This window comes from Anoxybacillus suryakundensis (genome assembly GCF_001418025.1).
GTDB lineage: Bacteria > Bacillota > Bacilli > Bacillales > Anoxybacillaceae > Anoxybacillus > Anoxybacillus tengchongensis.
In genome coordinates this window covers 140,401-161,748 of record NZ_LIOK01000007.1, presented here as the reverse complement: position 1 = coordinate 161,748, position 21,348 = coordinate 140,401, and the positions used below count along the sequence as shown (strand labels likewise).

General features: G+C 44.0%; 21 protein-coding genes. 20 read left to right on the top strand and 1 reads right to left on the bottom strand.

Annotation, left to right across the window (positions count from 1 at the left end; translation table 11 throughout):
• The first annotated feature begins 33 nt into the window (after positions 1-33).
• From coaBC to spoVM, 12 genes are all read left to right on the top strand, one after another.
• On the top strand, positions 34-1,236 hold the full coding sequence (gene coaBC, locus ASC42_RS07260) for a bifunctional phosphopantothenoylcysteine decarboxylase/phosphopantothenate--cysteine ligase CoaBC (protein ID WP_055441186.1): 1,203 nt from the start codon (positions 34-36) through the stop codon (positions 1,234-1,236).
• On the top strand, positions 1,233-3,647 hold the full coding sequence (gene priA / locus ASC42_RS07255; protein ID WP_055441185.1) for a primosomal protein N': 2,415 nt from the start codon (positions 1,233-1,235) through the stop codon (positions 3,645-3,647). The genes coaBC and priA overlap by 4 nt, the downstream gene beginning before the upstream one ends.
• A gap of 17 nt (positions 3,648-3,664) precedes the next feature.
• Positions 3,665-4,138: a peptide deformylase gene (gene def / locus ASC42_RS07250; protein ID WP_055441184.1), complete on the top strand. Its 474-nt coding sequence runs from the start codon at positions 3,665-3,667 to the stop codon at positions 4,136-4,138.
• Complete coding sequence (fmt, locus tag ASC42_RS07245) at positions 4,135-5,079, top strand: methionyl-tRNA formyltransferase (protein ID WP_055441183.1); 945 nt, start codon at positions 4,135-4,137, stop codon at positions 5,077-5,079. The genes def and fmt overlap by 4 nt, the downstream gene beginning before the upstream one ends.
• On the top strand, positions 5,072-6,418 hold the full coding sequence (gene rsmB, locus ASC42_RS07240; protein WP_055441182.1) for a 16S rRNA (cytosine(967)-C(5))-methyltransferase RsmB: 1,347 nt from the start codon (positions 5,072-5,074) through the stop codon (positions 6,416-6,418). The genes fmt and rsmB overlap by 8 nt, the downstream gene beginning before the upstream one ends.
• The gene (rlmN, locus tag ASC42_RS07235; protein ID WP_055441181.1) at positions 6,415-7,464 is read left to right on the top strand and encodes a dual-specificity RNA methyltransferase RlmN; all 1,050 of its coding nucleotides are present in this window, start codon (positions 6,415-6,417) and stop codon (positions 7,462-7,464) included. The genes rsmB and rlmN overlap by 4 nt, the downstream gene beginning before the upstream one ends.
• 50 nt (positions 7,465-7,514) lie before the next feature.
• Entirely contained in the window at positions 7,515-8,264 is a 750-nt protein-coding gene (locus tag ASC42_RS07230) for a Stp1/IreP family PP2C-type Ser/Thr phosphatase (RefSeq protein ID WP_055441180.1), read from the top strand.
• A gap of 6 nt (positions 8,265-8,270) precedes the next feature.
• Positions 8,271-10,196 carry a Stk1 family PASTA domain-containing Ser/Thr kinase gene (gene pknB / locus ASC42_RS07225; RefSeq protein ID WP_055441179.1) on the top strand — a complete coding sequence of 642 codons (1,926 nt, stop codon included), beginning with the start codon at positions 8,271-8,273 and terminating at the stop codon, positions 10,194-10,196.
• Positions 10,197-10,207: 11 nt separating this feature from the next.
• Entirely contained in the window at positions 10,208-11,089 is an 882-nt protein-coding gene (rsgA, locus tag ASC42_RS07220) for a ribosome small subunit-dependent GTPase A (RefSeq protein WP_055441178.1), read from the top strand.
• A 2-nt stretch (positions 11,090-11,091) separates the two neighbouring features.
• Complete coding sequence (gene rpe, locus ASC42_RS07215) at positions 11,092-11,748, top strand: ribulose-phosphate 3-epimerase (RefSeq protein WP_055441177.1); 657 nt, start codon at positions 11,092-11,094, stop codon at positions 11,746-11,748.
• Between the two features lie 30 nt (positions 11,749-11,778).
• Positions 11,779-12,417, top strand: a complete 639-nt coding sequence (locus tag ASC42_RS07210) for a thiamine diphosphokinase (protein WP_055441176.1) — start codon at positions 11,779-11,781, stop codon at positions 12,415-12,417.
• A gap of 73 nt (positions 12,418-12,490) precedes the next feature.
• The gene (gene spoVM / locus ASC42_RS07205; RefSeq protein WP_003394991.1) at positions 12,491-12,571 is read left to right on the top strand and encodes a stage V sporulation protein SpoVM; all 81 of its coding nucleotides are present in this window, start codon (positions 12,491-12,493) and stop codon (positions 12,569-12,571) included.
• Positions 12,572-12,601: 30 nt separating this feature from the next.
• On the opposite strand, the gene rpmB is transcribed toward spoVM, so the two are convergent.
• A complete protein-coding gene (gene rpmB, locus ASC42_RS07200) occupies positions 12,602-12,787 on the bottom strand; it encodes a 50S ribosomal protein L28 (protein ID WP_003394988.1) in 186 nt (61 codons plus the stop codon).
• Positions 12,788-13,007: 220 nt separating this feature from the next.
• Between rpmB and ASC42_RS07195 the strand changes: the two genes are divergently transcribed.
• The 8 genes from ASC42_RS07195 to fabD all read left to right on the top strand — a co-directional run bounded on the left by ASC42_RS07195 (position 13,008) and on the right by fabD (position 21,347).
• Positions 13,008-13,370, top strand: coding sequence for an Asp23/Gls24 family envelope stress response protein (locus tag ASC42_RS07195; RefSeq protein ID WP_055441175.1), 363 nt, complete (start codon positions 13,008-13,010; stop codon positions 13,368-13,370).
• Between the two features lie 17 nt (positions 13,371-13,387).
• Complete coding sequence (locus ASC42_RS07190) at positions 13,388-15,046, top strand: DAK2 domain-containing protein (protein ID WP_055441174.1); 1,659 nt, start codon at positions 13,388-13,390, stop codon at positions 15,044-15,046.
• A gap of 86 nt (positions 15,047-15,132) precedes the next feature.
• Positions 15,133-15,795: an L-serine ammonia-lyase, iron-sulfur-dependent subunit beta gene (gene sdaAB / locus ASC42_RS07185; RefSeq protein ID WP_055441173.1), complete on the top strand. Its 663-nt coding sequence runs from the start codon at positions 15,133-15,135 to the stop codon at positions 15,793-15,795.
• A 24-nt stretch (positions 15,796-15,819) separates the two neighbouring features.
• On the top strand, positions 15,820-16,707 hold the full coding sequence (gene sdaAA / locus ASC42_RS07180) for an L-serine ammonia-lyase, iron-sulfur-dependent, subunit alpha (protein WP_055441172.1): 888 nt from the start codon (positions 15,820-15,822) through the stop codon (positions 16,705-16,707).
• Entirely contained in the window at positions 16,700-18,748 is a 2,049-nt protein-coding gene (gene recG, locus ASC42_RS07175; RefSeq protein ID WP_055441171.1) for an ATP-dependent DNA helicase RecG, read from the top strand. The genes sdaAA and recG overlap by 8 nt, the downstream gene beginning before the upstream one ends.
• Positions 18,749-18,823: 75 nt before the next feature.
• Positions 18,824-19,408 carry a transcription factor FapR gene (fapR, locus tag ASC42_RS07170; protein WP_055441170.1) on the top strand — a complete coding sequence of 195 codons (585 nt, stop codon included), beginning with the start codon at positions 18,824-18,826 and terminating at the stop codon, positions 19,406-19,408.
• Complete coding sequence (gene plsX / locus ASC42_RS07165) at positions 19,405-20,394, top strand: phosphate acyltransferase PlsX (protein ID WP_055441169.1); 990 nt, start codon at positions 19,405-19,407, stop codon at positions 20,392-20,394. Before fapR ends, plsX begins: the two co-directional genes overlap by 4 nt.
• Positions 20,395-20,405: 11 nt before the next feature.
• Positions 20,406-21,347 (top strand): ACP S-malonyltransferase, encoded by a 942-nt coding sequence (gene fabD, locus ASC42_RS07160; protein WP_055441168.1) that lies wholly within the window; start codon positions 20,406-20,408, stop codon positions 21,345-21,347.
• Position 21,348 lies beyond the last annotated feature (1 nt).

Genomic DNA, 21,348 nt, shown 5'->3' with positions numbered 1-21,348 from the left:
TTTTACAAATACCGTATGAAAGGGGCAACGTCGATGCTTCAACAAAAAAACATATTGTTATGCGTTACAGGCGGCATTGCCGTATACAAAGCGGCAGCGCTCACAAGCAAACTTGTACAAGCGGGAGCGAACGTGAAAGTCGTCATGACGGAAGCGGCTTGTCAATTTGTTACACCGCTTACGTTCCAAGCGTTATCAAAAAACGAGGTGTACGTCGATACATTTGATGAAAAAAAGCCGAACGTCATTGCGCATATTGATTTAGCTGATTGGGCACATGTCGTACTCGTTGCCCCTGCGACCGCAAACTCGATCGCAAAGCTTGCACACGGACTAGCCGATAATATGGTGACAACCATTTTACTTGCGACAAAAGCACCGGTTTGGATTGCCCCAGCGATGAACGTTCATATGTATGAACACCCAGCTGTGCAACAAAATATGCGTACATTGCAGTCATTCGGTTATCGCTTCATTGAACCGGCGGAAGGGATGCTTGCGTGCGGTTACGTTGGAAAAGGACGATTAGAAGAGCCGGAAACGATCGTCGCTTTGCTTGAACAACATTTCGCAACAAACGAGATATTAAAAGGAAAAAAAGTGTTAGTGACCGCTGGTCCGACCCGTGAAAAACTTGACCCTGTCCGTTTTTTCAGCAATCATTCGACTGGGAAAATGGGATATGCACTCGCCGAAGCGGCGCGCGATTTTGGAGCCGATGTCGTGCTCATTTCTGGTCCGACATCGCTTCCTAGTCCTGCAGGCGTACAGACGATTCGTGTGGAAAGCGCGCAAGACATGTATGAAAACGTGATGAACCATTTTCACGATAGCGACATCGTCATTAAAACAGCGGCAGTAGCAGATTATCGTCCAAAATATGTTGCGGACAATAAAATAAAAAAACAACAAGAGGACTATACTGTCGTTTTAGAACGAACCGTCGATATTTTACAAACGCTCGGTAAACAAAAAACGCATCAATTTTTAGTCGGTTTTGCGGCAGAGACGAATGATGTCGAACGATATGCCAAAGACAAGCTTGCCCGCAAAAACGCCGATATGATTGTCGCAAATAACGTCGTGCAAGAAGGGGCGGGATTCGGAACGGATACGAACATTGTAACGCTATTTAAACGAGACGGCACCGAAAAACAACTTCCGCTTTTACCAAAATCGGAAGTGGCAAAAGAAATTTTACGTGAAGTTCATCGTGAAATTGAGGGACGCTTATGACGATTGCTTCTGTCATCGTTGATATTCCAGCGAGTCAAACGGATCGCCCGTTTGATTACATCATCCCGCCTGAACTTGTTGGCATCGTACAAGCTGGGATGCGCGTTGTCGTACCATTTGGAACTAGACTCTTACAAGGGTTTGTCATTGAAGTGAAAGAAACGACCGATATGCCGATAGAACAATTAAAGCCGATTCATTCCCTTTTTGATGTTGTTCCTGTATTAAACGAGGAATTACTTCAATTAGGGAAATGGCTAACAGAAACGACACTATGCTTCATGGTATCTGCCTTTCAAGCGATGTTACCTGCCGCGATGAAAGCGAAATATGAAAAGGATATTCGGCTCATCGAACAATATATGCCACTCGTCCATGAAAACGTACGCGCGCTATTTCGTGACCGTCTCATCATTCCATGGAGCGATGTCGAAAAAACCCCATACGTGCGCCTGTTGCAAAAGGAAATTGCAAACGGTCATATTGAAGTTGTTTACCGAGTTGAAGAAAAAGGAAAAATAAAAACAGAAAAATGGGTTGAATTATGTGCAAGTGATGAACACGTCACACATATACTCACATCGCTCTCAACGCGCGCAATGAAACAAAAACAAATACTCGAGCGATTGCTTGTGGCGCGCGCTTTACCGTTAAAACAGTTGCTGAGTGAAACAAATAGCACATGGGCAACCGTTCAAACACTTATCAAAAAACAACTTGTCGCTGTGAAAGAAAAAGAAATATATCGTGATCCGTATGCGAATCGCCCATTTCCAAAAACAAAACCACTCGCTTTAACAGATGAACAACGCAAAGCGCTACATACGATCGGACAAGCGATTGAGCAAAACGTACACGACGTCTTTTTAATGTACGGTGTCACTGGAAGTGGGAAAACAGAAGTATATATGCAAGCGATTGATCTCGTCTTAAAAAAAGGAAAAGAAGCGATTGTGCTCGTACCAGAAATCTCACTGACACCACAAATGGTGAGGCGGTTTAAAGAACGATTCGGCTCCAAAGTAGCCGTTCTCCATAGTGGTCTATCGCCCGGAGAAAAGTATGACGAATGGCGGAAAATTCAACGAAAAGAAGTGCAACTTGTCGTCGGGGCGCGCTCTGCCATTTTCGCTCCGTTTGAAAACATTGGCATCATTATTATCGATGAAGAGCATGAAACGAGCTACAAACAAGAAGAATCACCGCGCTATCACGCTCGCGATGTTGCCATTTTTCGCGGCCGTTACCATCGCTGTCCGATTGTGCTCGGCAGCGCTACCCCATCGCTTGAATCGTTTGCGCGCGCAAAAAAAGGAGTATATAAACAAGTTACGTTAACGAGACGAATGAACGATCATGCGCTTCCACCTGTTGAGATTGTCGATATGCGCGAAGAATTGCGGGCAGGAAACCGTTCGATGTTTTCTCGGCTCTTATTTGAAAAATTAACGGAGCGTTTACAAAAAGGAGAACAATCCGTTTTATTTTTAAATCGTCGTGGCTATTCATCTTTTGTCATGTGTCGGGACTGCGGTCATGTGATTCAATGCCCGCATTGCGATATTTCGCTTACATACCATCGCGTTCAACAACAACTGAAATGTCATTATTGTGGATACGAACAGCGTATGTCTTCACATTGTCCTGCTTGTCAAAGCGAACATATTCGTTTTTTCGGAACAGGAACACAAAAAGTGGAAGAAGAATTAACAAAGCTTTTACCTCATGCACGCGTCATTCGCATGGATGTCGATACAACGAGCCGTAAAGGAGCACACGAACGATTGCTAAATGAATTTGGGGAAGGGAATGCTGACATTTTACTGGGCACGCAAATGATTGCGAAAGGACTCGATTTTCCGAACGTCACATTAGTTGGCGTATTAGCGGCTGACACAATGCTTCATGTGCCTGACTTTCGAGCGGCAGAAAAAACGTTTCAACTACTAACACAAGTGAGCGGTAGAGCCGGACGGCATCATTTGCCGGGAGAAGTCGTCATTCAAACGTACACGCCTGAACATTACAGCATTCAACTAGCAGCCGATCATCATTTTGAAGCGTTTTATGAGCGCGAAATGATCACCCGAAAAAAACACGGGTATCCGCCGTTTTACTATTTAACGCTCATTACCGTATCCCATGTCGATCCGCTCAAAGGAGTAAGCGTAGCCGAAAAAATTGCTACACACGTGAAAAAACATCTTTCCCCTGAAGCCATTGTGCTAGGACCTGTCGCTTCCCCGATTGCGCGCATGAACGATAGATATCGTTACCAATGCATGATAAAATACAAGCGAGAAGCGAACTTAACGACAGCGCTCCGCACGATTGTTGAACATTATCAGCGTGACATGGCGCGCGGCGATGTGACGATTACGATTGATTTAAATCCATATATGATGATGTAAATAAGGGAGGAGATGTTTTGGCTATTTTACCGATTGTAACATATCCTGCACCAATTTTAGAAACCGCTTGTCAGCCAGTCACCGTATTTGACCGAAAATTGACGAAGCTATTAAACGACATGTACGATACGATGCTTGCGGCCGATGGGGTCGGCTTAGCCGCTCCACAAATCGGCATCGCTCAACAAATTGCGATTGTTGACATTGGCGACCGTCATGGGCGCATGGAATTCATTAATCCTGTCATCATCGAACAAAGTGGCGAACAAATCGGGCCAGAAGGATGTTTAAGTTTTCCGGGATTATTTGGGGAAGTGAAACGCTTCCAATACGTGAAAGTACGTGCGCAAAATCGCCGCGGTCGCCCGTTCGAAATCGAAGCGACTGGCTTTTTAGCACGCGCGTTACAACATGAGATCGACCATTTACATGGCATATTATTTACGTCAAAAGTGATTCGTTATTATGAAGAAGGAGAGTTCGAAGGATGAACATTGTGTTTATGGGAACACCTGATTTTGCGGTTCCGATTTTAGAGCAACTAATAAAAGACGGCTATAACGTCGTCGGCGTCGTGACGCAACCAGATAAACCGAAAGGACGAAAACAACAATTAACTCCGCCGCCTGTGAAAGTGACAGCTGAATCGTACGGCATTCCGGTACTACAACCGACGAAAATTCGTGAGAAAGAACAATACGAGGAAGTAATCGCTCTACAGCCTGATTTGATTGTGACCGCTGCATTCGGACAAATTTTACCGAAACCGCTCCTCGAAGCACCAACGTACGGTTGCATTAATGTGCACGCGTCGCTTTTGCCAGAGTTGCGCGGAGGTGCTCCGATTCATTACGCCATTTTACAAGGAAAAAAGAAAACGGGCATTACAATTATGTACATGGTTGAAAAGCTAGATGCAGGCGACATATTAACGCAAGTAGAAGTGCCAATTAATGAGCGCGACACGGTCGGAACGTTGCACGACAAACTAAGCGAAGCGGGAGCGAAACTTCTTTCTGAGACGCTTCCGAAACTGTTTCGAGGCGACATCACACCGATCAAGCAAGATGATGAACATGCGACATTTGCGTACAACATTAAGCCTGAACAAGAACGAATCGATTGGACGAAAACAGGTGAAGACATTTACAACCATATTCGCGGCATGAATCCGTGGCCTGTTGCCTATACGACATATGGCGATGAGCGTTGGAAAATTTGGTGGGGAGAAAAAGTGCAATCTTCTTCACAAGCGAAGCCGGGTACGATTGTCGCTGTTGAGCAAGATGGTATCATCGTTGCAACCGGAAATGAGACAGCAATAAAAATTACGGAACTGCAGCCAGCCGGAAAACGAAAAATGAGCGCCACTGACTTTTTGCGCGGAACGACGATTTCAATTGGAACAGTATTAGGAGGGGCGAATGAGTAAAAAAAACGTGCGCCAATTGGCGCTACATGTGTTAGAGGACATTGAAAAAAAACGAGCATATAGCAACTTGTCGTTACATCACGTCATTGAAACGAACGAATTATCCGCTCAAGACGTGGCACTGTTAACAGAATTAGTATACGGAACGATTCAGCGTCGCGATACGCTCGATTACTATTTACAGCCGTTTATCAAAGGAAAAATCGAACCGTGGGTGCGCATATTGCTTCGCTTGTCGCTTTATCAAATGGTATATTTAGACCGCATCCCTGATCGTGCGGTATTATTTGAAGCGGTGGAAATTGCGAAACGTCGTGGCCATCGCGGTATTGCTTCGCTCGTAAACGGCATATTACGTTCCGTTCAGCGTCAAGGATTGCGATCGTTCGATGAAATGAAAAACGAGAGTGAACGTTTAGCAATCGCAACGAGCCATCCGCTTTGGCTTGTGCGGCGTTGGATTGAACAGTTCGGCTTCGATGAGACGAAACAGATGTGTGAAGTGAACAACTTACCGCCTGAACAAACGGCACGAGTGAACGTCATGCGCACAACCGTTGAAGAAGTGATCGCTCGCCTAAAAGAAGAAGGAGTTGAAGCCGTTCCTTCTTCGGTTGTGCCGATTGGAATCAAAATCATAAAAGGAAATGCAGCGAAAACGAGCGTGTTTCAAGAAGGGCTCATTACGATTCAAGATGAAAGCTCAATGCTTGTTGCTTACGCCCTTTCTCCGACGGAAACAGACGTCGTGTTAGACTGTTGCGCGGCTCCAGGCGGAAAGACGACACATATGGCAGAACGAATGAACAATAAAGGTCGTGTCGTTGCATTAGATATTCACGATCATAAAGTAAAGCTCATTGAACAGCAGGCAAAGCGTTTAGGCTTGTCGAATATAGAAGCGAAACAGCTCGATAGCCGTCAAGCGCATACGCAATTTGTCGCTGAAACGTTTGATCGTATATTAGTTGATGCCCCTTGTTCAGGGCTCGGTGTCATTCGTCGGAAGCCGGAAATTAAATATGCGAAAAGCGAAAAAGATATTGAGCAACTTGCGAGCGTTCAACTAAATATTTTACGAGCGATTGCCCCACTTTTAAAACGCGGTGGAACGCTTGTATATAGCACATGTACCGTTGATCGTGAAGAAAATGAGCAAGTCATCGCTCAGTTTTTAGATGAACATCCCGAATATGATTGCGACGAAACGCTTGCTTCACGCCTGCCATCTTCAGTTGCATCGTATGTTCATGACGGTATGTTGCAATTGCTTCCACATTACGTATTTAGCGATGGATTTTTTATCGCAACATTGAAAAAGAAAGGTGACATAACATGAAACCATCCATTTACTCCCTGCGTTTAGAAGACTTACAAAGTTGGGTGGAACAGCAAGGAGAAAAGCCGTTTCGCGCCACACAAATTTTTGAATGGCTATATAAAAAACGGGTGACATCATTTGAAGACATGACGAATATTCCAAAAGCGCTACGTGAGCGGTTAGATGAACATTTTGTCATCACGACATTAAAAACGCTCGTGCAGCAAACATCAAAAGACGGAACAATGAAGTTTTTATTTGAGCTTCATGACGGCTATTCGATTGAAACGGTGCTTATGCGCCATGATTACGGCAATTCGATTTGTGTCACGACTCAAGTCGGTTGCCGAATTGGCTGTACGTTTTGCGCTTCGACATTAGGCGGATTAAAGCGCAATTTACAAGCAGGTGAAATTGTTGCTCAAGTTGTCAAAGTGCAAAAAGCGCTCGATGAAACGAACGAACGCGTAAGTAGCATCGTCGTGATGGGAATAGGTGAACCGTTCGATAACTATGACGAGCTGCTCAAGTTTTTAAAAATTGTTAATCATCCGAAAGGGCTGCATATTGGCGCGCGTCATATTACCGTATCGACAAGCGGTATTATCCCGAAAATTTACCAATTCGCTGATGAAAATATGCAAATTAATTTTGCGATTTCGCTTCATGCACCGAATACGGAATTGCGCTCGAAACTGATGCCGATTAACCGCGCTTATAAATTGCCGGAATTAATGGAGGCGGTGCGCTATTACATTGAAAAAACCGGGAGACGCGTCACATTTGAATATGGTTTATTTGGCGGTGTGAACGATCAAATTGAACATGCAGAAGAGCTTGCGGAGCTGATTAAAGGATTAAAATGCCATGTCAATTTAATTCCAGTCAACTACGTACCTGAACGCAACTATGTTCGTACGCCGCGTGAACAAATTTTTGCGTTTGAAAAAACGTTAAAAAAACACGGCATTAACGTCACGATTCGTCGTGAACAAGGGCATGATATTGATGCAGCATGCGGACAACTGCGTGCAAAAGAAAGAAAAGAAGAAACGAAAGCGTAAACGGGACAGCAGAAGGGAGGAAGCGATACTCGCGTGAGTATCGTGCATGTATGAAGGCGGTGTTTCAAACGGATGTCGGTAAAATTAGGTCGCATAATGAAGATAACGGCGGTGTTTTTATCAATAAAGCAGGCAACTATTTAGCCGTTGTCGCTGACGGGATGGGTGGTCATCTGGCCGGTGATGTGGCGAGTGAAATGACGATGACACAATTAAAACAATTTTGGGAAGAAACAGATGAAATGACGTCGCCAAAACAAGCAGAAACGTGGCTAAAAGAACATGTGATGAAAGTAAACGAATCGCTCTTTCATCACTCCCAAACGAACGATCATTGTCAAGGGATGGGTACAACCGTTGTTGCTGCCATTTGTACAAACCAGTTTGCGACGATCGGGCACATTGGTGATAGTCGTTGCTATTTGTTAAATACAAATGGTTTTCAACAAATGACAGAAGACCATTCTCTTGTTAATGAGCTAGTGAAAAGCGGGCAACTATCGAAAGAAGATGCAGAATATCATCCGCGTAAACATGTACTATTGCGTGCGCTCGGAACAGAACAGACGATTCAGCTAGACGTGAAAACAGTGACTGTCGAAGAAGGAGATATGTTATTGCTTTGTTCCGACGGACTTTCTAATAAAGTATCGGAATCGACGATGGTCGACATATTGACATCTGATCGCTCGCTTGAAGAAAAAGCGCAGGCGCTCATTGATGTCGCAAATGAGCACGGTGGGGAAGATAATATTACGTTAGCGATCGTACAATTTGCAGATGTGGATGAAAGTAGGTGATCGCTCGTGCTCATCGGCAAACGGTTAAACGGTCGCTATAAAATTTTGCAACTCATTGGTGGCGGTGGCATGGCGAACGTTTATTTAGCTAGAGATATCATTTTAGATCGCGATGTTGCCGTAAAAGTGTTACGTTTAGATTTTGCAAACGATGAACTATTTATTAAACGTTTTCGCCGCGAAGCACAAGCCGCAACAAGCTTAAACCATGAAAATATTGTCACGATTTATGATATCGGAGAAGATGACGGTATTTATTATATGGTTATGGAATATGTGCGTGGATGTACGTTAAAACAATATATTCAGCAACATGCTCCCCTCCCTGTGCAAGAAGTGTTGCGCATGATGGATCAATTAACAGGAGCAGTGGCTCACGCCCATCAAAACGGGGTCATTCATCGCGACATTAAGCCACAAAATATTTTGGTGGCAGAAGATGGAACATTAAAAATTACAGACTTCGGTATCGCGGTTGCTTTAAGTTCAACGACAATTACCCAAACGAATTCCGTTTTAGGCTCCGTTCATTATTTGTCGCCTGAGCAAGCTAAAGGTGGGATGGCGACGGAAAAATCGGATATTTATTCGCTCGGTATCGTCATGTTTGAACTATTAACAGGCCAATTGCCGTTCTCTGGCGAATCTGCTGTGGCGATTGTATTGAAACATTTGCAAACAGAAACACCGTCTGTGCGACGATGGAATCCGAATATTCCGCAAAGTGTAGAAAACATTGTGTTAAAAGCAACAGCAAAAAATTTGTTGCATCGCTACAATAGCGCATTAGACATGCAACAACATATTCGTACCGCTCTTTCACCGGAGCGTATGAACGAAGCGAAGTTTACGTTACCTATAGAAGACGATGATGAAGAGACGAAAATTATTCCAATTGTCAAATCGGCCGCTTCTCCTCCACAAGAAAGACAAGAAGACGTTGCTCCAAAGAAGAAGCGCCCGAAAAAATGGCTTGTTGCATGGACAGTGTTTCTTTTGTTGTTCATTAGTGCTGGGGTGAGTGCGGTCACATGGCTTCCAGATTTATTTTTTCCAAAAGATGTAACTGTGCCCGATGTCACAAACAAAAATTATGATGATGCGATTACACAATTGACGTCGTTAGGTTTGAAAATTGAAAAGACGGTTGAAGAAGAACACGATGATATTGCAGAAGGTTACGTCATTCGCACAAATCCAAAGGCTGGAAAAGTCGTAAAAGTAGGAACAGCGGTGACAATTTACAAAAGTATCGGAAAGAAAAAAATCGAGTTCAAAAATTATGTTGGTGAGCAAATCGCTGATGTCGAGCCACAATTACGAGCGGAAAAATATTTGCTTATCGATAAAAAGGAAGTGTATAGCGACGAACCTGCAGGAACGATCATTGAGCAATTTCCGCTTCCAGGTGAAAAAGTTGTGCCAGAAGAAACAGAAGTGCGTTTCACAGTAAGCCTTGGGCAAGAAAAAATTATTTTAAAAGACTTAACAGGATACACGGAAAAAAGTGTGCGCGATTATGCAGCAGACCAACAATTGTACGTGATCGTCAAACAGCAATATTCTGATACAGTCGAAAAAGGGCTCGTTATTTCTCAAACGCCACAAGCGAATGCAAGATTGGAAAAAGGGGCGACTGTTACGGTCGTTATTTCCCTCGGAAAAGAGCCGATCCAGACAAAGAAAGTCACTCAAGAAATTGACATTCCGTATGAACCGCCTGTTGATGTGAATGAACCAGTCATGGCAGAATTATATATTGAAGATGAAAACCATTCATTTGCTCAACCATACAAACGTTATCGCTTAACAAATGATGTAAAGGAACGTGTCGAATTTGTCATTCAACAAGGGAAACAAGGAAGATATCGCGTCGTTGTCAATGGCACGACAGTACGTGAAGGTATCGTTCCATATCCAACAACACCTTAAAGGAGGAAGGTATGGCAGAAGGAAAAATTATTAAAGCGCTAAGCGGTTTTTATTACGTATTAAGTGACGGTCAAGTATATCAATGTCGTGGTCGCGGAGTGTTTCGGAAGCGGAAAGTGACGCCGCTTGTCGGCGACTACGTTTCTTTTCAGGCGGAAAATGAACGAGAAGGCTACATATTAGATGTATTTGAGCGGAAAAATGAACTTGTTCGCCCGCCAATCGCAAATATTGATCAAGCGATTTTGGTGTTTTCAGCCGTCGAGCCGGATTTTAGCCCAGGATTACTTGACCGCTTTCTCGTACTCATTGAAGCAAAACATATTCGCCCCGTTATTGTTGTAAGCAAAATGGATTTAGTCGACGATGAAACGAAGCCGCGCATCGAACAATATATTCGCGACTACCGTCAAATTGGATATGACGTGTTAGAAGTATCTGTCAAGACGCGTGCAGGAGTTGACGTGTTATTGCCTTACTTGGAAGGAAAAGTGTCCGTATTTGCTGGGCAATCTGGTGTTGGGAAGTCGTCTTTACTCAATGCGTTACGTCCGGACTTACAGTTAAAAACAGGGGACATTTCCCATCATCTTGGACGTGGAAAACATACGACAAGACATGTTGAGTTAATCGAAATCGGAGGCGGTTTTGTCGCAGATACGCCGGGATTTAGCGCACTAGAATTCGATGAGATCGAACTCGAACAATTGCCGCTTTGCTTTCCAGATTTTGTAGCTAGAAGTGCCGATTGTAAGTTCCGCGGTTGTACGCATACAGCTGAGCCGAAATGTGCGGTGAAAGAGGCGTTAGCCTCGGGAGACATTCCTTCTTATCGTTACGAACATTACGTGAGCTTTATCGAGGAAATCAAAGAACGAAAGCCGAGGTATTAAACATGGTTAAAATTGCACCATCCATTTTATCTGCCAATTTCGCTAAACTTGGCGAAGAAATTATCGATGTTGAGCGTGGGGGAGCGGATTACATTCACGTCGATGTCATGGACGGGCATTTCGTCCCGAATATTACCATCGGCCCGCTCATCGTGGAAGCGATTCGACCTGTAACAACATTGCCGCTCGACGTTCATTTAATGATCGAACAACCCGATCGTTATATCCCGACGTTTGCGAAAGCAGGAGCAGACTATTTAACAGTACACGTTGAAGCGTGTCCGCATTTACATCGCACCATTCATCTCATTAAAGAACATGGTGTAAAAGCAGGAGTAGCGTTAAATCCGCATACACCGATTTCGCTGATTGAACATTTGGTTGAAGACATTGACCTCGTTTTATTTATGACGGTCAATCCGGGCTTTGGTGGACAATCATTTATTCCAGCCGTGCTCCCAAAAATTCATGCGTTTTCAACACTCATTCGCGAGCGTGGAATTTCTGTTGAAATTGAAGTCGACGGCGGTATTCAAGCTAAAACCGCAAAACTTTGTGTCGAAGCCGGAGCGAACGTTCTCGTTGCAGGATCAGCCATTTATAATCAAAAAGATCGTGCCAAAGCAATTCGCGCTATTCGCGAGGGTGTGTCATCTTGACACATCCTTCTTTCTTAGGAGGGGAGCCAATTGATTATTCATCTTGTAGCAGGAGGGCCAACAAGCTTTTTACCTTATTTGCAAGCATATGATGGAGAAGACGTATGTTGGGTAGGGGTAGATCGTGGCGTTTTATCGTTACTCGATGCGGGAATCATACCAAAACGAGCGTTTGGCGATTTTGACTCTATAGATGAACAAGAGTTACAACAATTAAAAAAAAAATTACCTCACATCGACATATGGCCAGCGGAAAAAGATCAAACAGATACAGACATTGCGCTTGATTGGGCGCTTGAACAACAAGCGACAAAAATTCGCGTGTTTGGAGGAACGGGGGGACGACTTGATCATTTATTCGGAAACGTCCAGCTTTTGTTTAAAGGAAAAGACGGACAAATTGAATTGATTGATCGTCAAAATGTCGTTACGCTTTACCGAAGCGGCGAACATATCGTAGAAAATGAAGGCGACTATTCGTATATTTCATTTATCCCAATGACTCCGATTCGTGCTTTAACGCTCCGCGGGTTTAAATATTCGCTCGATGCGCACGATATACAGCTCGGATCAACATTATGCGTAAGTAACGAACTCATCCATCATTTTGGTACTTTTTCGTTTACTGAAGGCATATTAATGATGATAAGAAGCAAGGATGAAAAATAACGCTTCGAGGTACGATTTGTGCGGAGATGAATATATTAGTAGAAGAGTGTGCACAGTAGGGGAGGGAATCATAGTGAAGTTTTATACGATTAAGTTGCCGAAGTTTTTAGGTGGAATTGTGCGAGCGATGTTAAATTCGTTCAAAAAAGGATAAAAAGCACCAAATGATTGGTGCTTTTTTCTATTACACACGTTCTACTTTTCCGGATTTTAATGCGCGAGCAGAAACCCAAACGCGCTTTGGCTTTCCGTCAACTAAAATGCGAACTTTTTGAAGGTTTGCTTTCCATGTGCGGCGGCTCGCATTCATTGCGTGAGAACGAGCGTTTCCGAATGATTTTTTCTTACCAGTCACAAAGCATTTTGCCATTTTGTTTCCCTCCTCACTTGCCAAACTACGTGCTCAAAACACTACTATAATTTATCATACATAAAAACGGATTGCAATACTTCCGACATACTCTTTCAAGAAAATAACCTTGACATCTGTTTTCTATTTCGGGTAAATATACTATGGGTAGGAACTTTTAAAAATAAGCCGAGTATAGTACAATGGCGTTAGCTACCTAACAAGAAAGGGGACTTGAGCGATGTCCATTGAATTACAAACGAAATACGGTCGTGTTGAAATTAGCAACGATGTCATTGCAGCAATTGCTGGAGGAGCCGCGGTCGATTGTTACGGCATTGTCGGCATGGCATCAAAAAATCAATTGAAAGATGGGATTGCTGAAATTTTACGTCGTGAAAATTTCGCAAAAGGTATTGTTGTTCGCCAAGAAAACGATGAAGTGCACATCGATTTATACGTCATCGTTAGCTACGGTACGAAAATCTCTGAAGTTGCCCATAACGTACAAACGAAAGTGAAGTATACGTTAGATAAAACGTTAGGTTTATCTGTTCATTCGATTAACATCTATGTTCAAGGGGTTCGTGTCACGAATCCGTAGTGAGGAGGAACTAGTCTGTGACAATGACAACATTAGATGGGAAACGCTTTGCACAAATGGTGTTGCAAGGCGCGACACATTTAGCGAACAATGCAAAAACAGTAGATGCATTAAACGTGTTTCCCGTTCCAGATGGGGATACAGGAACGAACATGAATTTGTCGATGACGTCTGGTGCGAAAGAAGTAAAAAATCACGTATCTGACCATATCGGAAAAGTGGCAGGTGCGCTAGCGAAGGGATTATTAATGGGCGCGCGCGGAAATTCAGGCGTCATTTTATCGCAATTATTCCGTGGATTTGCGAAAGCGATTGAACAAAAAAGCGAAATTAACAGCAAAGAGTTTGCGGCGGCGCTTGAAGCGGGTGTACAAACGGCATATAAAGCGGTCATGAAGCCAGTTGAAGGCACAATTTTAACCGTTGCAAAAGACGCAGCAAAGCGCGCAGTAGCTGTGGCGAAAAAAGAAACGGATATCGTCGTTGTGATGACGGAAGTGTTAAAAGAAGCAAAAGCATCGTTGAAGCGGACGCCTGATTTACTTCCTGTTTTAAAAGAAGTAGGTGTCGTCGACAGCGGTGGACAAGGCCTCGTATTTGTATATGAAGGATTTTTAGCTGCTTTAAAAGGTGAAACGATTGCAGAAACAGAAGCATTGTCAATGGAACAGCTCGTCCGCACAGAACATCATCGCAACGTTCAAAGTCATCTAAGTGCAGATGATATTGAATTTGGATATTGTACAGAATTTATGGTGAAATTTGAGCAAGATAAAGTAGCGAAACATCCGTTTCATGAAGATGCATTTCGTCAAGATTTAAGCCGCTTCGGTGATTCGCTCCTTGTCATTGCAGATGACGAATTAGTGAAAGTACACATTCATGCGGAGCAACCAGGTGAAGTGCTCACATACGCACAACGCTACGGGAGTTTAATTAACATTAAAATCGAAAACATGCGTGAACAGCATGCAAATATCGTTCACCAAGAGATGCAGCCGCCGAAAAAACAAGAGCGCATCCCATACGGCATCGTTGCGGTGGCGATGGGGGACGGCATTGCCGAATTATTTACAAGCATCGGTGCTCATGCGGTCATCGAAGGTGGACAAACGATGAATCCAAGCACAGAAGACATCGTGAAGGCAATTGAGGAAGTAAATGCCCAAACGGTATTTGTTTTGCCAAACAATAAAAATATTATTTTAGCAGCTCAACAAGCTGCTTCTGTCGCTTCATGTGATGTGGTCGTCATTCCATCAAAAACAGTACCACAAGGCATGACTGCTCTGCTTTCCTTTAACCCTTCTGCGACAAAAGAAGACAATGAGAAAGCGATGACGGAGGCGCTTGCTCGCGTAAAAACAGGACAAGTGACGTTTGCTGTACGCGATACAAATATTGATGGTGTCGAAATCGAAAAAGATGATTATATGGGAATTGCCGATGGAAAAATTGTCGTATCCGACAAAGAGCTTACGTATGTCGTTGAAACGTTACTTACACATATGGTTAGCGAGGAAGATGAGATTTTAACGATTCTCTTTGGAGAAGATGCGACAGAAGAACAACTCGCACACGTCGTTCAATTTGTCGAACAACAATTCCCGCATGTCGAAGTAGAAACGCATCAAGGTGGCCAACCGCTATATCCATTTATTTTTGCGATTGAATAAAGCGAGATCGCTATCATTCACATATGATGAAAGAAGGGGAGTGTTCCCCTTCTTTTTCATGAAGATGACAAAGGGGAGAACAAAACGTGAAATATCGCAGTGTATTTGACATTATCGGTCCGATTATGATCGGTCCGTCAAGTTCGCATACGGCAGGAGCGGTACGCATTGGCAAAGTAGCGCGCAATTTATTTGGGAGAAAGCCAGCATGGGCCGATATTTTCTTTTACGGTTCATTCGCTGAGACGTACAAAGGACACGGGACAGATGTTGCCATCGTTGGCGGCTTATTAAATTTTGATACGTTTGATGAACGAATGAAAACATCGTTACACATCGCCAAACAAGAAGATATTCGCATCACGTTTCATGAAGAAGAAGCGATTCCGCCTCACCCAAATACCGCAAAAATTCGTCTCGGCGACGAACAAGGCGAATTAGAGCTTGTCGGCATTTCAATTGGCGGTGGAAAAATTGAAATTATTGAGCTAAACGGTTTCGAACTAAAGCTTTCTGGTCATCACCCTGCCCTTTTAATTATGCATAACGATCGTTATGGAGCGATCGCAGGGGTCGCTAACGTGTTAGCGAAATATGCTATCAACATCGGTCACATGGAAGTCTCGCGGAAAGAAAAAGGAAAACAAGCGTTAATGACGATTGAAGTCGATCAAAATATTGACGATGCGATTGTCGAACAATTAAAAGCGCTACCACATATCATTGACGTAACAAAAATTGTCGAGTAAGCGCGGTGCAAAGGGGAGATAACGATGTTTCGAAATGTAGCAGAACTTGTGGAACGAGCGGAACGGGAACAAATAAAAATTGCTGAAGTGATGATTCGCCAAGAAATGGAAGTGACCGAGCGCAGTCGAGAGGATATCGTTGCGCAAATGGAGAAAAACTTACAAGTGATGGAACAAGCCGTCATACGCGGATTAGCAGGCGTTCGTTCGCATTCCGGGTTAACGGGCGGCGATGCGCCTCTTTTACAACAATATATTGCACGCGGTCAATTTTTATCGGGAGAAACGATTTTAGATGCCGTCAGCAAAGCGATGGCGACGAACGAAGTGAACGCGGCGATGGGAATGATTTGTGCTACCCCGACAGCAGGATCGGCTGGTGTCGTCCCAGGTACGTTATTTGCAGTGAAAGAAAAACTGAAGCCGACGCGTGAACAAATGGTTGAGTTTTTATTTACAGCTGGTGCGTTCGGATTCGTTGTTGCAAACAACGCATCGATTTCCGGGGCGGCAGGAGGTTGTCAGGCGGAAGTCGGCTCAGCAGCAGGCATGGCAGCGGCGGCGCTTGTCGAAATGGCTGGTGGTACACCAAGACAAGCGGCAGAAGCGATGGCGATCGCCTTAAAAAATATGCTTGGGCTCGTCTGTGACCCCGTTGCAGGGTTAGTGGAAGTACCGTGTGTGAAACGAAATGCGATCGGAGCAGCAAATGCGATGATTGCTGCTGATATGGCACTTGCTGGGATACAAAGTCGCATTCCGTGCGATGAAGTCATTGAAGCGATGTTCCGCATCGGTCAAACGATGCCTATTGCATTAAAAGAAACAGCACAAGGAGGGTTAGCGGCGACGCCGACCGCTCGTAAATTAGAAGCGAGCATTTTCGGCAAGCCGAATGAGAAACGTGAGTGACGTACTACAACAAACAGTCACAGCGATTAAAGGAATTGGAGAAGAGACGGCGGCTACGCTTTATGAGATGGGAATTCATACAATTGAACAACTGTTATATCATTTCCCTTTTCGTTATGAAGACTATCGCATGTGTTCATTAGAAGAAGCAAAGCACGATGAAAAAATAACGATTGTTGGCAAAGTATATAGCGAGCCTGTGCTGACGTACTATAGCCGAAAAAAGTCACGTTTAACGTTTCGTGTACTTGTGGACCGGTTTTTAGTGACCGCCGTTTGTTTTAACCAACCGTATTTGAAAAAGAAGCTTGCTTTACACGAAACGGTAACGATTACAGGCAAGTGGGATAAACATCGACAAACGATCACAGTGCAACAACTGCACACCGGGGAAATGAAACAGCAAAAAGAAATTGAACCGGTTTATTCAACGCGTGGCGATGTCACGGTGAAAGGTATGCGACGTTTTATTGCGCTCGCTTTGCAACAATACGGTGATGCGATTGTCGACCCGTTGCCGAACGAGTTGCTGCAAACATATCGGCTCATATCAAAACGTGATGCGATACGAGCTATTCATATGCCGCTTTCGCACGAGCAACTGAAACAAGCGCGGCGTCGTCTCGTTTATGAAGAGTTTTTACTTTTTCAATTAAAAATGCAAGCGTTGAAAAAATATCGTCGCGAACAGTCACCGGGCATTGCGCATCACTTTTCCGATGAGCAGCTTCATACTTTTATTCAGTCGCTTCCTTTTCCGTTAACGAACGCCCAACAGCGCGTTGTGCGTGAAATTGTGCAAGATTTAAAATCACCATACCGCATGAATCGCCTATTACAAGGCGATGTCGGTTCGGGAAAAACAGTCGTTGCTGCTATTGTATTATACGCAGTGTATTTATCAGGGTATCAAGGAGCGTTAATGGTACCGACAGAAATTTTAGCTGAGCAACATGCTGAATCACTTTGTTCGCTACTTGCACCGATGGGCATTCGTGTCGAACTGTTGACGAGTTCGGTAAAAGGAAAAAGGCGTAAACAGCTACTCGAAAAACTCGCAGCAGGCGACGTTCACATTGTTGTCGGTACGCACGCGCTCATTCAAGACGATGTCAATTTTGCGAAACTTGGTGTTGTCATCACAGATGAACAACATCGTTTTGGTGTCGAACAGAGACGTATTTTACGTGAAAAAGGCCAATCACCCGATGTATTATTTATGACGGCGACACCTATTCCACGCACGCTTGCGATTACGGCCTTTGGAGAAATGGACGTGTCCGTCATTGATGAAATGCCAAAAGGAAGAAAAAAAATTGAAACATATTGGGTAAAACATGATATGCTTGAACGTGTATTTCAATTTATTGCTAAACAAGTCGATGCAGGTCATCAAGCATACATCATTTGCCCGCTCATTGAAGAATCAGAAAAACTTGATGTTCAAAACGCCATTGATGTGCATGCGATGCTGACGCACTATTATAAAGGACGTTATCGCATTGGATTGATGCACGGTCGTTTATCTTCAGAAGAAAAAGAAGAAGTGATGCGCGCCTTTAGCGCAAACGACATCCATATTTTAGTTTCTACAACGGTTGTTGAGGTCGGCGTAAACGTTCCAAATGCAACGGTCATGGTGATTTACGATGCGGATCGTTTCGGTCTTGCCCAACTTCACCAGTTGCGCGGGCGCGTTGGGCGCGGACAAGCGCAGTCGTACTGTATTTTAGTCGCCGATCCAAAATCAGAAACCGGAAAAGAGCGAATGCGCATTATGACAGAAACAAACGACGGCTTTGTATTGTCTGAAAAAGATTTAGAGCTGCGTGGACCGGGCGACTTTTTCGGAACGAAGCAAAGCGGCATGCCTGAGTTTCGCCTTGGCGATCTTGTTCACGATTATCGCATTTTAGAAGTGGCGCGACAAGATGCAGCGCGCCTCATTACTTCGCCTTCGTTTTGGCGCCATGAAACATATGCGCTACTTCGTGAACATTTACAACAATCGGGCGTTTTAAACGGCGAAAAATTAGATTAAAAGTTGTTGAAATGTCACTTTGGGTGTTATATACTACTATTAGTACCTAGTAATAATTCGGATGGTGGATCGAACATGAGAAGAAATAAACGAGAACGGCAACGATTACTGCAAGCAACGATTGAAGAAAATCCTTTTATTACGGATGAACAGCTTGCCGAAAAATTTTCAGTCAGCATTCAAACGATCCGCCTCGATCGCCTAGAACTATCGATTCCGGAGTTGCGCGAGCGCATTAAACATGTCGCTGAACGCACATTCGCTGACGAAGTAAAGTCGTTGCCTATTGAAGAAGTCATCGGGGAAATTATTGATATGCAATTAGATGAAAGTGCGATTTCGATTTTTGATGTCAAACAAGAACATGTATTTAAACGTAATCAAATTGCACGAGGGCATCATTTATTTGCCCAAGCGAATTCGCTCGCTGTAGCAGTTATTGATGATGAACTCGCATTAACGGCAAAGGCGAACATTCGTTTTATGCGCCCTGTCAAAGAAGGCGAGCGCGTCGTCGCCAAAGCGAAAGTGAAAAATTTAAACGAAAATGGGCGCACCGTCGTCGAAGTAAATAGTTACGTAGGACAAGAACTTGTTTTTCAAGGAGAATTTCATATGTATCGCTCAAACGTTGTTAAAAAGGACGGAGAAGAAAGATGAAAATCGCGATCGATGCCATGGGAGGCGATCACGCACCGAAAGAAGTCGTGATCGGTGCACAAAAGGCGATTGAGCACTTTCCAGATATCGAAATTACGCTTGTCGGGAATGAGACGCTCATTCGCCCGTACATAACAAATGATGAACGACTATCCATTATTCATACCGAACAAGTGATTGAAGCAACAGATGAGCCAGTCCGTGCTGTTCGCCGCAAAAAAGAGGCGTCCATGGTATTAATGGCAAACGAAGTAAGTGAAGGACGTGCAGATGCGTGCATTTCTGCAGGGAATACGGGCGCTTTAATGGCTGCAGGGTTGTTTATCGTCGGCCGTATTGATGGCATTGATCGTCCTGCGCTTGCGCCGACGTTGCCAACGATTGATGGAAAAGGATTTGTATTGTTAGATGTTGGAGCAAACGTTGATGCTCGTCCAGAACATTTATTGCAATATGCGCTCATGGGTGCGGCATACGCTGAAAAAGTGCGTGGCATTAGTCGCCCACGCATCGGTTTATTAAATGTCGGAACAGAGGATCAAAAAGGAAATGAATTAGCAAAAAAGGCGTTTCAACTCATACAACAGACGTCGTTAAACTTTGTCGGAAACGTGGAAGCGCGCGACTTATTAGAAGGAGTAGCGGATGTCGTTGTTACTGACGGGTTTACCGGCAACGTCGCGCTAAAAACGATCGAAGGAACGGCAATCGCTGTTTTCTCAATGTTAAAATCAGCATTGACAAGCAATGTCGTTAGCAAAATGGCGGCGCTTGCATTGAAACCACAGCTTATGCAATTGAAGAAAAAAATGGATTATGCAGAATATGGTGGTGCAGCACTGTTCGGTTTACGAGCACCAGTCATTAAAGCACATGGCTCATCCGATGCTCACGCTATTTTTCATGCGGTACGCCAAGCGCGCGAAATGGTTGCCAATGACGTTGTACAAACGGTGAAACAATCCGTAGCTGAAATAAAACAATAAGAGGTGGCATGATGGGGAAAATCGCATTTATTTTTCCAGGACAAGGTTCACAAACGGTCGGCATGGGGAAAGAATGGGCGGAAAAAGATGAAGCAGTAGCTGCTGTTTTTCGCCAAGCGGATGAACGATTGCAAATTTCTTTGTCACAGCTCATTTTTGAAGGTCCACAAGACATATTAACAAAAACTGAAAATGCCCAACCGGCATTATTAACGACAAGCATCGCATTTTTGCAAAAAGTAAAAGAAGCAGGGATTGCTCCACATTATGTCGCAGGACATAGTCTCGGAGAATATAGCGCGCTCGTTGCGGCATCTGTGTTGTCGTTTTCCGACGCTGTATATGCGGTACGCAAGCGCGGAGAATTGATGGAAAAGGCAGTGCCGTCAGGACAAGGAACGATGGCTGCGGTGCTTGGTATGGATGAAGCGTTATTGCAACAAGTTGTCGATGAAGTATCAACGGAATCATCACCTGTTCAATTAGCAAACTTAAACTGTCCGGGACAAATTGTCATTTCAGGGGCAAAAGAAGCGGTCGAGCGAGCATCGCAACTTGCAAAAGAAAAAGAGGCGAAGCGGATCATTCCACTTGAAGTAAGCGGGCCGTTTCATTCCGTTTTAATGAAGCCAGCAGCACAACAGTTTTCAGCGGTGCTTAACACATTGTCGTTTCAACTAAGTAAAGTGCCTGTCATTTCGAACGTGACGGCTGAGCCGATGACAGATCCGACGGAAATCAAACATCGTCTCGTTGAACAATTGTATTCGCCAGTTCGTTGGGAGCAATCTATACAAACGATGATTGATTTAGGTGTAGATACGTTTATTGAAATCGGTCCTGGAAAAGTATTAAGCGGTCTTGTGAAAAAAATAAACCGTCATGTCAACGTCTATTCGATTTTTGATGAAGCTTCGTTTATAGCGACGGTGGCTGCGGTGAAAGGGGAATAAA